Annotated in this window: 10 protein-coding genes and 1 pseudogene; all 11 read right to left on the reverse strand. The window is 41.1% G+C overall.

The window, feature by feature from the left end:
• Nucleotides 1-263: 263 nt before the first annotated feature.
• The 11 genes and pseudogenes from PAEAM_RS10930 to PAEAM_RS10980 all read right to left on the reverse strand — a co-directional run bounded on the left by PAEAM_RS10930 (nt 264) and on the right by PAEAM_RS10980 (nt 13,717).
• Nucleotides 264-1,199 carry a hypothetical protein gene (locus PAEAM_RS10930; protein WP_100527503.1) on the reverse strand — a complete coding sequence of 312 codons (936 nt, stop codon included), beginning with the start codon at nt 1,197-1,199 and terminating at the stop codon, nt 264-266.
• Nucleotides 1,200-1,942: 743 nt separating this feature from the next.
• Nucleotides 1,943-2,701 carry a formylglycine-generating enzyme family protein gene (locus tag PAEAM_RS10935; RefSeq protein ID WP_100527504.1) on the reverse strand — a complete coding sequence of 253 codons (759 nt, stop codon included), beginning with the start codon at nt 2,699-2,701 and terminating at the stop codon, nt 1,943-1,945.
• A 64-nt stretch (nt 2,702-2,765) separates the two neighbouring features.
• Nucleotides 2,766-2,993, reverse strand: a pseudogene (locus tag PAEAM_RS32690) (histidine phosphatase family protein); the annotation flags it as partial.
• Complete coding sequence (locus PAEAM_RS32695) at nt 2,969-3,184, reverse strand: histidine phosphatase family protein (RefSeq protein ID WP_100527669.1); 216 nt, start codon at nt 3,182-3,184, stop codon at nt 2,969-2,971. The pseudogene PAEAM_RS32690 and the gene PAEAM_RS32695, both read right to left, overlap by 25 nt.
• A gap of 701 nt (nt 3,185-3,885) precedes the next feature.
• Nucleotides 3,886-5,577 carry a dihydroxy-acid dehydratase gene (gene ilvD / locus PAEAM_RS10950; protein ID WP_017688240.1) on the reverse strand — a complete coding sequence of 564 codons (1,692 nt, stop codon included), beginning with the start codon at nt 5,575-5,577 and terminating at the stop codon, nt 3,886-3,888.
• 15 nt (nt 5,578-5,592) lie between these two features.
• Complete coding sequence (locus PAEAM_RS10955) at nt 5,593-6,258, reverse strand: GntR family transcriptional regulator (protein WP_100527506.1); 666 nt, start codon at nt 6,256-6,258, stop codon at nt 5,593-5,595.
• 610 nt (nt 6,259-6,868) lie between these two features.
• Complete coding sequence (locus PAEAM_RS10960; RefSeq protein WP_100527507.1) at nt 6,869-8,845, reverse strand: sigma-70 family RNA polymerase sigma factor; 1,977 nt, start codon at nt 8,843-8,845, stop codon at nt 6,869-6,871.
• 691 nt (nt 8,846-9,536) lie between these two features.
• Nucleotides 9,537-10,520 (reverse strand): glycoside hydrolase family 43 protein, encoded by a 984-nt coding sequence (locus tag PAEAM_RS10965; protein WP_100527508.1) that lies wholly within the window; start codon nt 10,518-10,520, stop codon nt 9,537-9,539.
• 28 nt (nt 10,521-10,548) lie between these two features.
• Nucleotides 10,549-11,367 carry a carbohydrate ABC transporter permease gene (locus PAEAM_RS10970; protein WP_415841495.1) on the reverse strand — a complete coding sequence of 273 codons (819 nt, stop codon included), beginning with the start codon at nt 11,365-11,367 and terminating at the stop codon, nt 10,549-10,551.
• 31 nt (nt 11,368-11,398) lie between these two features.
• Entirely contained in the window at nt 11,399-12,295 is an 897-nt protein-coding gene (locus PAEAM_RS10975) for a carbohydrate ABC transporter permease (protein WP_100527509.1), read from the reverse strand.
• A gap of 84 nt (nt 12,296-12,379) precedes the next feature.
• Nucleotides 12,380-13,717: an ABC transporter substrate-binding protein gene (locus tag PAEAM_RS10980; RefSeq protein WP_100527510.1), complete on the reverse strand. Its 1,338-nt coding sequence runs from the start codon at nt 13,715-13,717 to the stop codon at nt 12,380-12,382.
• Between the last annotated feature and the right edge of the window lie 258 nt (nt 13,718-13,975).

The following is a 13,975-nucleotide window of genomic DNA, read 5'->3' on the forward strand; positions in this document are numbered from 1 at the left end:
GATGTCTCGGGATTTAATTTATCCAGGAACGTTTTTAATTATTCTGCAGTTATTTTACTGAATAAATGGATAAATTTAAGTAGTTATATCCTATACTCCATTCTTTGAAAGCACTTGTTCCAAACAAAAAAGCCGCTTTATAAGCGACTTCCATGTAAGAACTATATTTATCCAATAAGTTACTTGTTTATTGACGCGTAACTGCTAGTTCCAGGCTGTGTTCGACTGTAACATTTAAATTAGCGAGAAATGGCCGATACATATTAACCTTCTAGCCATTTCATGGCATTCGGTGGGAAATTTTCTTCCTTGATGAATCTAACATCGTCATCTGTAAGCGCATATGAAGTAGTATTCTCTATTAACCTGTTTGAGAACTGTTTTCTTATAAACTGATGAATAAAATTCGAAGTGTCAATAGTTTCGAATGTATGTACAAAATGAATGTTATTTTGTCCATGTTTATTACGAATGTCTGCCATCTTTTGATCTAGTAGAATCGTAGTTGTATACGAAAAGTAATAGCGATTAACTGAATCACGGAATAGAATCACAAAACCAGGTTTAGGCAGTTTCCTCTGTTGTTTCTTCCGATGATCCTCCTCTCTTTTTTCATTTTCACGTTCAAGTTCCAACATCTGATTTCTTTTAAATCTATCGTTATACACAGAAACGTATTCATCATCAATTTTTTCAGCAAACGATCTTATCTCATTTGCTAGTTTTAACATATCTTCTTTATCCCACATTTCTTGAGAAACTGAAGACCAGTCATCGTTATTGCGAGTAACGCCTACACCCTCTCTGAATGGAATCAAAACAACGTAGCCCATATGCTTATTTTGGTTATATCCCATTCCTTGTGTAAAATAAATGCTTTCCGTAATTCGATCACCAATTGTTTTAACAGTGTCATACACAGCTTGAAGAGCTAGGCTTAATTCATGGTTATCAATCCGAGTCCCGTCAAAAATAAGTTTGTTTCGGTCAGCGAGTGAAGCGAAAATCTTTTTCAGTTGTATCTTGTTTGTATGCGTCATCTCAGAGAGCTCATCCCAATCAATTTCTGGTGTATAGAACCCTTCATGCATGCAGTATGCGTTTAAGATAATAAATTCATCATTGGTTAATCCATATTTAATGTATGTCTTTGCCAGTAGTTTTGATAAATCGGTGTTTTGTACTAATCGTGAGTACATTAAGTTCCCCCCAGAATTTCAATTGAGATCGACATCTTCATCATTTCCACCATATTCGATTTTAACATTTAGATACACGTTAAAAACATTCTATTGTCAACCGAACAATGTTATATCTGCCGATAGTAGCTTCTTCTTCATTTTGCCTATATTCCAGCTCGAAATCATAGAATGTGAATGGGTAGGACACAAAGGGATCATGTTGGCGTTAATTATCCGCATTTTATTGTGTGATTTTTGACCTACTTAATTAAACGATCTAACCATAATTAAATAGATGTAAATCGTCTTTTCTGTAATTTAACTAATTTGGATGTATAATATATAATTTCGGGCTAAGTGACCACCGAATAAGTAACTGCGTATGGCTGGTTCTCGATGGTAACAAGGTATATGTATCATCCATAAAGTAGCTCCACTGCTCATAGCTTTTTAACTTTTTTCTTGGATTTAGTGTAGATATGAGTCTTTTTTGAAAAAATCTTTTCAGAATGCGGGCAACTAAAAGCCGCTAAAATAGCGACTTCAATAGGACTATGTTCTTGTCCCTCGACACTTGTTGTGTCCTCCATTGAGTATTGAGTTTTACTTTGTAGGTGATTCTATAATCTTACCATAAAAGACTAATAGCCAGCCGATCTTAGTCGTCGGCTGCCTTCTGGTCATCAGTAAGTTATAGTTTCCGGATAGTTGAACACCTACCGTTAGCTCAACGACTTGAGCATACTCGATGTGTCGTTTTCTCAAGGATTTGTAAGTGCTATTCTAAAACCAAGATCATCTATTTTAAAATTGGGCATGCTTTTCCTTCTACTCGTAGAACCACAATTGTTCTCCACTTCAGCCCAACTGCCTCCCCTGAAAACTCTATAGTTCCCATATCGTTCAGCATCATATAGATCCCAGCACCATTCCCAGACGTTACCGATCAAATCATAAAGTCCCCATGGATTAGGAAGCAACTGTCCTACTTTATGAACAGATCCATTGGAATTTCCTTGATACCATGCAATTTGATCAATTCTTGCATACCGATATCCCTTTGATCCTGCTTTGCACGCATACTGCCATTCAGCGTCTGACAGTAATCGAAATCCATTCGCTATTTTGTTAAATATTATGTTCTCACTTTCGTTTGTAACTGTGTAACATTCCATCCTGCCAAGCTTTCTCGATAACTCATTACAGAAAGCAATAGCATCCATCCACGAAACTTCCGTAATTGGCAGCTTACTCACAATCGGCTCTATTTCTTCTTCATGCATGACAAAATGATATAACTGCTGTGTTACTGGATACTTCATTACATGGAATGGCTCTATAGCTTCAGTCCACGTTATAGTCTTTTTACTACTTCCTGGGTTAGATAAAGTGTAATCAGTGCTAAGCCATTTATCTGTATTAAGAAAATCGCGTAGTTCAATTGATCCGCCTTCTATGGGTACCATCAAATCCATTATTTCTTTTAGAAAACGTACCTTGTCACTTCCGTACTTTTCCATATGTTATCCCCCCCATTCTAACTTACCGCCAACCAAATTCGACCCAGAAACTGTATTATCCAGCTTAATAGTTGCTAACGACGATAAATTTGTCGATACTTTTAGTGTGGTTCACCGCGTCTAATATGGTTATAGAAGTATTATCTATATACGTTTTTTGGAAATGTTGCGGCAAAAGATGTTGTAATGATAGCCCAATCAATGCTCCATGACTTATAACTAATATTCTTTTATCAACATATTCTTTAATCAGTTTTTCGAGAAAAGTTAGACCTCGCTTTGCGACCATTTTGAAATCTTCATACCAAGATTTTGCTCACTCCAATTTGCTCCCCAACGAGTGATACGCTCTTCCTCTGTGGTGCCCTCAATTAGGCCGCAATTAATCTCTCTAATACGTTCATCATTGAATACGAGTACTCCTAAACATTGCTGAATGATTTCGGCAGTTTGCTTAGCTCTCGTTAGATTACTGGAGAATATGACATCCCATTCTTAGCTTGAAAGTCATTTTGTCAGTGCAGTTGCTTGCTCTATTCCTTCTTCGTTTAGCGGTATATCAGATATTCCTTGAGCCTTGCTAAGATCTAAGATTATTGCATTCAGTAACCCCATGTCTAATAAGACCTATTGTGGTCGCCATACCTGCCCCATCATTGCCCAAACAAATAGTACCACATATTGGAACTATACTGCCCGTTAGTTTAATGAATTGAAGGGCAAGATGACGATTAGTTATGCGTCTAACCGGAAATAGGAACATGTTCTTGTCCCTCGACATTCGAGAGTTTAATTTAATATTGAAACCAGCTAGTTTGGATTGCCTAACGGGCTAGCGACTTGCATTGGCAATATTTACTCATTCGAGATTTAGACCATCCAAACATTCCTGCACTAGCCGGAACCTGCTTGCTATTCGTAGCGAACCCCCAATTAATGAAAGTCGAGAAACGGTACAAGCAAAAATACACCCCCTAGAATTTCATCGGCTAAACTCAGAGGTTTTTCCAATGTCTATTCTAGGGGGTGTACTTCATTTTCAAATGATGAAACTAAATTCTTCATCTTTTTCTTGCGACATTCTTGATCTCTAAAGCTGGCGTTTTTTTGTTTAGCGCGCTTCATGCATTCGTTGTAGTAGCTTCTCCCCTCCCATTTTATATGTAGCATCAATGTTTAATTGTCTATTCCATCAAATCTGTTACTGCACCTCTTGAAGCAGAGGAAACTAATTTAGCATATTTGGCAAGTACACCGGATTTCACTTTCAGTGGCGGTTGTACCCAAGCTTGCGCTCGAGCGGCCAACTCTTCTTCTGGCACTTCAACCTTAATTTCCTGAATGTCGCTATCGATGGTGATAATATCTCCATTTTGGAGCAAAGAGATCGGTCCACCTACTTGTGCCTCAGGGGATACATGGCCGACTACAAATCCATGCGAGCCACCCGAGAACCTACCATCTGTTATGAGAGCAACTTTCCCACCGAGACCTTTCCCTACAATGAGTGCTGTAACGGAAAGCATCTCAGGCATACCTGGTCCACCCTTCGGTCCACAATAGCGTATGACCAATACGTCCCCTTCTTGAATTTCATCATTCATGATCGCTTCTGTCGCTTCATCTTCGCTATCGTACACCTTTGTCGGTCCGGAAAACTGTTGTATCTTCATGCCTGACATTTTGGCAACAGCGCCTTCAGGAGCTAGGTTTCCTCGAAGCACAACCAGTGGTCCATTTGGTTTAAGCGGATTATTGAGTGGACGTATAATCTCTTGATCATTCTGAAGTGGAGCAGCTTCCGCTAAATTCTCCGCCAACGTTTTACCAGTTACGGTGAGGCAATCCCCATGAAGTAATCCCTCAGCGAGCAATAGCTTCATTACCCCGGAAACACCACCAATATCATTCAAATCCTGCATGACATACTGACCACTTGGCTTCAGATCTGCCAAATGAGGAACACGCAAGCGAATTCGTTCAAAATCATCCAAGGTTAAATCCACTTCTACGGAGTGCGCAATAGCTAGCAGATGGAGAAATGCGTTGGTTGATCCCCCAAGAGCCATAACAACGGTGATCGCATTCTCAAATGCTTTCTTCGTCATAATGTCTCTTGGGTAGATTTCCTGTTCAAGAAGTGAGATGACCTGCTTACCGGCTGCTTCGCATTCCAATGCTTTATCCGCTGAGATAGCTGATGTCGAAGAAGAACCAGGCAAACACATACCCATTGCTTCTGCAGCTGCGGCCATCGTATTAGCGGTATACATCCCCCCACAAGCCCCTGGACCTGGACAAACACTGCATTCGACCTTATGCAATTGTTCGTCTGTTATTTTTCCATCTTGATATTGCCCAACGGCTTCAAAAGCTGAAACGATATCCACTTTTTTACCGTCGAGATTACCAGGTTGAATGGTTCCTCCATATACATAAACAGAAGGAATATTCATCCGTCCAATAGCCATCAAACATGCAGGCGTATTCTTGTCACACCCACCGATTGCAACAACGCCGTCAAAACGCTCGGCTCCGGTCACAATTTCAATCGAATCAGCTATAGCTTCCCGACTTGGTAGCGAGAACAACATCCCGCCATGCCCCATCGAGATCCCATCAGAAACGGTAATCGTATTAAAAATTAGTGGGGCACCGCCGTTATTACGTGCGCCCCGCTTAGCTTGCACCGCTAAATCATTGATGTGCATATTACACGGTGTTACTTCACTCCACGTACTTGCTATTCCGATCATTGGCTTTTTAAAATCCTCATCTTGAAATCCAACTGCACGCAGCATCGCTCTGTTCGGTACCCGGTTAGCACCTTCACTGATTACCTTGCTTCGAATGCGAAGATCTTTTTTATTTTCCATGTTTCTTCCCTCATTTCAAAGTATTTCGTTCAGTTCCTGCATTGGTCGAATAAAATTTTGTTTCATTAAATTATGGGCATCGTTGCTATTTTTGCCTTCAAAAGCTTTAATAATCTGATCATGTTCTTCAACTGAAGCTAGTGTAGCCGTAATAGGTTGTTTTAAAAATACGTATTTAAATCGCCTAATGTGAATCTGAAGAGATGTATTAAATGTAGCTACATAAGGATTATCTGAGAGCTCCACAATATAATTATGAAATTGCTCATCCACCTCCATAGCCTGATAAACTTGTCCATTTTTAATAGAACTTGCGAATTCCAAATTTATGGATCTTAGTTTCTCGATCTGTTCTGGAACAATAGTTTGGGCGGTGATTTCAGCAGCTAAGGCCTGAAGAGCAGCCATCGTTGAATACATCTTAAAAATATCGTTTTTCTCAATATTCGTTACTTTTGTTTCTTTTCCTGGATGCATGGACACGAGGCCTTGAACTTCGAGTAACTGAAATGCCTCCCGAATCGGTGTACGGCTGACTCCAAGCGATTCAGCCATTTCCGCATCAATAAGCTTTTCACCTGGTTGCAGTGTTCCATCAATGATCCATCGCTGAATCTGAGAAAACGCTCTTTCTTTTGCGGACATACGGACTGGTAAGGAAAAATCTTTAGGTATTGGCATTCTTTTCATCCTCATTACAATTATTCTTATATGCAATATATCGCATACATAATCGAGAAGCAATTATTATTTCATTTTTTACTCGCTCCATTAAGTTTATCGAGATCACTACCTGTTTTTATTGAGAGTTTGAGACAAAAAAGAGAACTATAATTTAAAAGTCTTTCTTTGAGAAATGTTACATAAGTAATATATTTTAATGAGAATGTTCTTATATAAAATATTTGGTACTAATGAGGGCTTATGTACTTTTTACTTAAGTACACATCTAATCGGCAATCGGACGATGTTCTTGTCCATTACGGTAATCGGTACATGTTCTTGTCCCTCGACATGAGTTTGTAGTTTTAACTCCCACCCCTCCGTCGTATAATCTACCTAAAACGCCGAACTCATATTCCGAGTTCGGCGTTTTTAAAATTCAATGGACACAATTAATATGCCGGTTTGATCGACTCTCAAAGCCGGCTTTCCAAAGGCTGTTGCATATTTCTCAACAAGTTTTTCTATAGAACGTTGTGTTAAACGTCTATTTTTAAAATGCTGTTCTACGTCCGCAGGCTTTTGAATGCCTTCCAGCCCTTAGTTTCGGGCTAGATGTTTTTGTTTGTCAGTAAAAAGTATTTTCGTATAACTTCCCCGTATGCGCATCAAGCACTTCGGGCGTCCGCTCGTGCTCGCTACCAATCATTCGATACACTAGTTCGTACGGGGCCTCTTCCGCCCTAGTATTGTGCATCCGTTCCCATTGCAGACGCAGCTTGGCCTGTGCCGTCCATCGGAGGATGGCTGTCTGGTAATCAAATGAAGGCACGGTCTCCAGCTTCTTTAACTGTTCTGGCCTTATGGAGGGGGACATCAAACTTTTGACCCTCCCATTAGAGCGGTCAACAGCTAGTTGATAGCATTCATCCCTGACAGATACGTCTTGAACATATACACCAAAGCGAATGATTTCCAAACGATCTTCGTCGTCGGTCTCTTCAGTTAGAAGCTTGAGATACGGCAACATTTCGGCTGCTAGTCCTCGGACATAGTCCATAGCTACTTCTATACATGCGTCTCGATCCCAGGTTAATGGAGCTAGTTGATCTGGCTTACCATGCGAAACAAAGTCAATCAGTTGTCCGGTTTGGCTGTCTACTCGCGCCTTGACCGCTCCCTCCATCTGATCAGCCCAATAGGCCTTCCAAGACCGGTCATTCTTGGCTGGACGCTCTTCATTCTGTTGCTTCCACACCATCAACTTGGTGTTCGAGCCAATATTGTCGTCTTGTACTAACTGAAATTGGTCGTTGTTTACGCCAATCCACTCTTCTAGGCTTCGTGCGGGCGGGAACTCACCTGGCCACTCGTCCAGAGTTCTTGGGTCAGAGGGGACAGCTTCTGCCCTATAGGCTGTCGGAACTTCCTCCTGTGATGATGCAGTATAGATTAGCCCTCTACTTCGGGGGGCGTAAACAAGATGGACCTGATCGTCACCATCCGTGTACACGGCTTTGTCCAATACGCAATATTCCACATGTAGCAAAAAATTCGCCTTCATACACGCCATCTGTTCCTCTTCTGGTGTGATCATGGTTGGGAGTGCTGGCCCTGGAACGGTTCCGTAGTACCTAAATCCGACCACGCGACCGCTGGGATGAACCATAATCAGGCATCCCGTCTCAGGAAGTGGCAGCCCCATCGCCTTCTGCTGTCGTGTGTACACAAACATCCCTTCCATCCACTCCATCTCACAATACGGAAAATCACGCAGTGCGCCGGGATAATGATCTTCCAGGAATTGCTCTGCCTGCTGTTTGAGCTCCTCCTCAGATATCCGTGTCTCGTTGTCCAATGAGGCCCAGGAAATGGCATAGTCTAGCAAGTTGCCGTCCCTGGAGAGCGTAGCAGAAACGGCGTCATCACTCCCCGTTTTAACCCATAAGAATCCCGCTTCTCCCTTCCCTGTTCCCCTCCCGGTGTTCTCTTGATAGTCATTGACGATCAGATCATAATCCGGTGAAACGGCAAACTGGTGCTCTGCCTGTTGTCTTAACTGCAGGCGTAATGTATCAAGGTCTCGTTCGAGAAAATCTTGAGCCATTTCGTTGCGCAAATGTTCCAGCCCCTTCCGTAATTGTGTTTTTACAGTACCTAATGGCATATCCAGGAGATGGGCGATTTGCTGCTGGGTCAGGTCCTTCTTATATTTTAAGAACAGGAGCTGACGCAGCTTCGGATTCAGACTGGCCAATGCACGCTCCAGATCCAGGGTTTGATCGATATCATTAACGACCACTGGCTCTTGCGCCTGCGGGTCTTCGCTCAGGTGAACACGCTTGGATTTCTTCAAATGATTGAGCGCTCGGTTCACCACAATTCTGGTAAGCCAGCTCTCAAACGCTTCGGCTTGCTGCAGCGTTTGCAGTGACTCATAAGCCTTAACCAGGGCATCCTGAACGATATCCTCCGCATCTTTGGACTCCCGTACATAATGGCGAGCCACTCGGTGCAGCTTATCCGTTCGATCCTTTATAAGAGATACGAAGGCATCGTGATCTCCGTTTTGTGCGGCGTTGATTTGTTGCTGTGCATCGATCATTGTCGTTCACCTCCTGTTATATAGACAGCTAACTCGGGGGTTTGGATTTAATTAATGTAACATTATTCTTATAGTTGTTCCCAAATAAGTGCATATGCTGATTATTTAGATATACATCTAATCGGCAATCGGTACAAGTTCTTATCCTTAGCTTGGGACAAGAACTTGTACCGATAAAATAAAAAAGCCGCTAAAATAGCGACTTCAATGGGAATATGTTCTTGTCCCTCGACAACTCGCCTCAATTTCTTTAGACAATACATTTGTTTGTTCCCCTAGATATTTCAACTCGTTAGTCAGAACTGTTGTATCGTCGCCTAACCGAGCCATAACTGATACACTTACAACATTTCGAACATCAACATCATTACTTAAAGCCATCTGTTCGATAAAACCCAAAATTATCACAAGTATTTTTTCCTCACTTTTGGTTAATTCATGGTTAATTTAAGTGTGAACAACATTTTTATTAATTTAACGTTATCTCTTTCCTCTTTAAGCAAGGTTAGCCCCACTCAACTCTTCGACTTATTTGTTAAACTATCCTGCCCTTATGATACGGTTCGGCGTATTATCTGTAGAGCGAAATCGAAGGCACCCAGTAGGGTGCCTTCGATGTTCTTACTGTCTCTCTGTGGCAAGTTGGATAAACGAACTCAAATCCATCAACCAACCTTGTTGGGACACTCGTTCATTGTAAAGAACGTGCAAGTGCTGCAACAGAACCGCGGAAATCGGGTCTGCCGTCAGCCGTCCACAAAAGCGCTGTCACAAATGTATGGCGATTCGGATCGTACAGCGGATCTCCTATAATGTTCTTGTACGTTCTTGCGTGAAACACAAATAGCGTCTCTTCGTCGTCCTCTGACACCGTGAAGGAATTATGACCGGGACCATACATTGAGATACTCTCATCTGTCGAGAGAACCGCTGTTTGAGACTTGCGCCATGAGGTGGCATCGAGCAAATCAGCATCCGCATCGGCTTCAAGTAAGCCCATGCAATAATTGAAATCGGTGGCGCTAGCCGAGTAAGAGAGGAATACCCGATTACCCTTGCGAAGAAATACCGCGCCTTCGTTCACTTTATAACCAATGATCTCCCAGTCATATTCCGGCATCGAAATCATCGTTTGCGACCCAGTCAGCGTCCACGGATTGCTCATTTTAGATATATACAGATTAGAGTTACCTTCAATATTCGGATCCTTTTGTGCCCATACGTAATAACGGCTTCCATTATGCTCAAAGGTAGTGGCATCGAGGGCGAAGCTTTCCCACTCGGTACGAACCTGCCCTCTTTCCGTCCAAATGCCTTCGAGCGGATTGGCATTTTCATTCTCTAGCACGTACATCCGATGGTCGAACAAGCCTTCATTCGTTTCCGTCGTGTGTGCGGCAGCGAAATACACGTACCATTTGTTATCAATAAAATGCAGTTCTGGTGCCCAAATATTAGCACTAAGGATACCAGTCTCGCGCTTTCTCCAGATCACTACAGGAGTTGATGTAACAAGCTTCTCAAGGTTCTGGGCTCTACGGATTTCAATCCGATCATACTCCGGAACGGATGCTACGAAGTAATAATAACCATCCGAATGTCTGTAAATAAAAGGATCAGCTCTCTGTTCAATTAATGGTTGAATGTCGTGTGACGCTCGTTGTTGGATTTCCATCTTATCACCTGTTTCATCATAATATAGATTACCCTTTAACAGCGCCTGCAGTCATACCGTCTATGAAATATTTCTGAAAAGCAATGAATAGTATGAAAATTGGAATGATGGAGAAGAAGGAGCCCACGATCAATAAGTCATAGTTATTGCCATAAGGAGTTAACAACGTTTTCAAACCGATTGGAAGTGTATATTTACTCTGATCTCCGAGCACCATGAATGGCCACAATAGATTATTCCAGCTATTCATACCATTCAATATGGCCATTGCTGCAAACGATGGCTTCATAATCGGCATAATTAGTCTGAAATAAATCGCATACTCGTTTGCGCCATCAACCCGCCCAGATTGAATAATCTCTTTGGGTATGCTTCGTAGATATTGCCTGAAGAAAAATATTGTCGCGGCATTGGCTATACCGGGCAGAATGATTGCCGTATAGCTATTCACCATTCCCAAATCATTAATTAGGCTGTACAAAGGAACCAGCAGTATTTCGAAAGGCACCATCATAATGAGCAAAACACATATAAAGAGGAAGTTCTTACCTTTAAAATGATATGCTGCAAAACCATATGCAACAAATGCGCTTACAAAAAGTGTTAAAACCACTTGAACGATTGTTAAAATCATACTGTTCCAAAACCACACAAAATAATCATGTTCTCCAGTAAACAGAAAGATGAAATTATCAAAACTCATGATTTCAAAATCCAAACTTAGGTTAAGACCATATCTAACTAATGATTCACCTGGTTTAAAGGAAGATAGGGCCACTGCGTAGAATGGGATCATAATTATAACGAATAGTATAATGAATAAACAAATAATTACTATTCTAGAGATGAAATCACTCCTCGTCTGACTTCTGCCCACTTTAATCCTCCTCCTTTTTGAACATTCCACTAAATTTCAACTGCGTTAAATTGATAACCATAGCAATGACTAACAGAACGATACCAACTGCTGCTGCGTAACCCAGCTTATTCTGCTCAATCCCTTGTCTATACAGGTATCCAACAATGGTTAAGCCAATATTTTGGGGTGATTTGTTACCGTTGAACATCATCAGGCTCTCGGTAAACATTGCTAAACCTGCATAAACACTAATTGTGGTAACATATACCGTGGTCGGCTTCAATAATGGCATTGTGATCGTTCTAAACTTCTGCCAAGCAGATGCACCGTCAATTGAAGCAGCCTCATAATATTCATTGTCAATGCTTTTCAAACCCGATAGATAGTAAAGCATATTAACGCCTGTCCATCTCCAACATGCGAGGATTAACAGTGCTGCCATACTCCAATTTCCGTCTTTCAAAAATTTGATAGGCTCTACACCAAATAGACCTAGGAAACTGTTCATTAATGAACCTTCCATCTCACCGAATGTAAGGCGGAAAATGGTACCCGCAACTGCGACAGATGTCAATGCAGGGAGAAAGAAAGAAGATTTAAAAAACTCTCTTCCCATCATTAACTTACTGTTGATCATAACGGCGAATAACATGGGAAAAGGAATCAACAGCACTAAGGTTCCTAACATGTACACAACGCTATTTTTAATAGATGTCAAAAACACTTTATCAGTAAGTAATTTCGAATAATTTGCTTCACCAATCCATTTAGGATCCTGTCCCAGCATCCTATCTTGAAAGCTCATTACGAATGAATTTACAAGCGGGAAAAACCAGAATATCAAAAATATGAGTATAAATGGCAATACAAAAACATAAGGTGCAACTTTTTGAGAGTATACAAATTTCTTTATCATATTCTCAATCTCCCTTGACTATGGTTAAACCTGCCGACCACTGTACCTGCCGACAGGTTTAATCAAATCATTTACTTATTATATTTATTTCAATTCTTGTTCAATTGCTGCTTGTGCTTCATCCAACGCTTCCTTCACGTCTTGGCCATCTTCAAAGATAGCATTCAAAGTAACCGTATTGAATATATTGCCGATGGTTGGTGAAGCTTTAACGGACTTAATCGCTCTAATTTCGTCCTTGATTTCATTCAAAGTATCAAATGCATTTGTTTTAAAGTATTGGACGTATTCATTTTCAGGGTTTTTCGTAACTGCATCATCTTTCCATACTTCCATGTTGATTGGGTCAAATCCAAGTGTATTCCAGATTTCTGTAGTAGCTTCTTTCGAAAGCTTAGCAAAGGCTACAAATTCTTTTGCCAACTGAACGTTTTTACCATTCTTAGTAACAACTGTGCCAGTACCGCCTAAGCCAACTGAACGAGGATTACCTTCTTCGAATACAGGCAATGGAGCTATTGCATACTTACCTTTAAGGTCTTTCATTTCGTTTACAAAGCGGGACATGTACCACTCAGGCATCAATGCACTTGCGTAGTTGCCTTTGTTATATTCACCTTTTGCTTCTTCTGTGTCGGGTTGTCCGCCAGGGATCGTATGAATAACATTGTTCTTCTGCAGATCGACTAACATTTCATACGCTTTAATCATTTCAGGCGAGTTCACTTTTGGATTGCCATTTTCATCTGTAAAATCGGCATTTTGCTGAGCTAGTAGCAGCGATGCTTGCCACGAAGCTGATGTATCAGCAGTACCTAAGTACTTGCCAGTCTTTTCGTAAACCTTGATACCTGCTTGTTTGTAATCTTCCCACGTTTTGATTGTCTTGTAGTCAACACCTGCTTGTTCGAGAATTTCAGTGTTGTAGAAAGCAAGCGTAGCACCTACGTGATAATCAAAGCCATAAACCTGATCAGCTTTGGAGTAAATCTCGACACGTGAAGAAACAACAACGTCTTTGTATGGTGCAAATACATCATTCAAAGATTCCAGGGGAACGTTGTCACCTTCCAAGAATTTAGGGAATTGACCAAGCTCAATATCCGCGATATCAGGAGCACCTTTTCCGCTTGTAACTGCCAATAAGAGCTTGTTGTGCATATCATCGTAAGGCATAACCGTTACATTCAACTTAATCTGTTTGTCTGGGTTCTGTTGGTTCCATAACCCCAGCATTTTATCCAAATGCTTGCCGTGCAAATCTGCGAATGTCCAAAATGATAATTCTGTTGCATTCTCACCGGCATTAGCGCCTAATTGCTGTGTTTCCGTTTTTGAACCAGAAGGATTACCACATGCAGTAAAAACAAGTGACATAATAAGGAGTGTAACGATGGAGATTAAAGCACTGCGTTTTTTCATTTGTTCGTCATCCTCTCTTTTTTGTTATGCATTTGAAAAGTCGGCTGACTGGTTAGTTCTGTTAATTTAAGCGGTTACAATCCATCTTGGCACCACCATCCTTAACATAATTCTAACCTTTCAAAGAAAAGACCCCTTCGCAACAATTTCTCAGATTCCATATTGTAAGCGCTTTACAAGCCGTATTATAATATATATGAAATAAGCTTTATATAACCAATTGATTATAAAATCATAAAGTTTATGGGGAGATGCTAC

This window comes from Paenibacillus sp. GM1FR (genome assembly GCF_002803315.1).
Lineage (GTDB): Bacteria > Bacillota > Bacilli > Paenibacillales > Paenibacillaceae > Paenibacillus > Paenibacillus amylolyticus.

Bases quoted from the DNA above. Each gene is read 5' to 3' on its own strand.
- PAEAM_RS10930 (WP_100527503.1), bottom strand. From the start codon at position 1,199: ATGTACTCACGATTAGTACAAAACACCGATTTATCAAAACTACTGGCA.
- PAEAM_RS10980 (WP_100527510.1), bottom strand. From the start codon at position 13,717: ATGAAAAAACGCAGTGCTTTAATCTCCATCGTTACACTCCTTATTATG.
- PAEAM_RS10965 (WP_100527508.1), bottom strand. From the start codon at position 10,520: ATGGAAATCCAACAACGAGCGTCACACGACATTCAACCATTAATTGAA.
- PAEAM_RS10975 (WP_100527509.1), bottom strand. From the start codon at position 12,295: ATGATAAAGAAATTTGTATACTCTCAAAAAGTTGCACCTTATGTTTTT.
- ilvD (WP_017688240.1), bottom strand. From the start codon at position 5,577: ATGGAAAATAAAAAAGATCTTCGCATTCGAAGCAAGGTAATCAGTGAA.
- PAEAM_RS10935 (WP_100527504.1), bottom strand. From the start codon at position 2,701: ATGGAAAAGTACGGAAGTGACAAGGTACGTTTTCTAAAAGAAATAATG.
- PAEAM_RS10960 (WP_100527507.1), bottom strand. From the start codon at position 8,845: ATGATCGATGCACAGCAACAAATCAACGCCGCACAAAACGGAGATCAC.
- PAEAM_RS10955 (WP_100527506.1), bottom strand. From the start codon at position 6,258: ATGCCAATACCTAAAGATTTTTCCTTACCAGTCCGTATGTCCGCAAAA.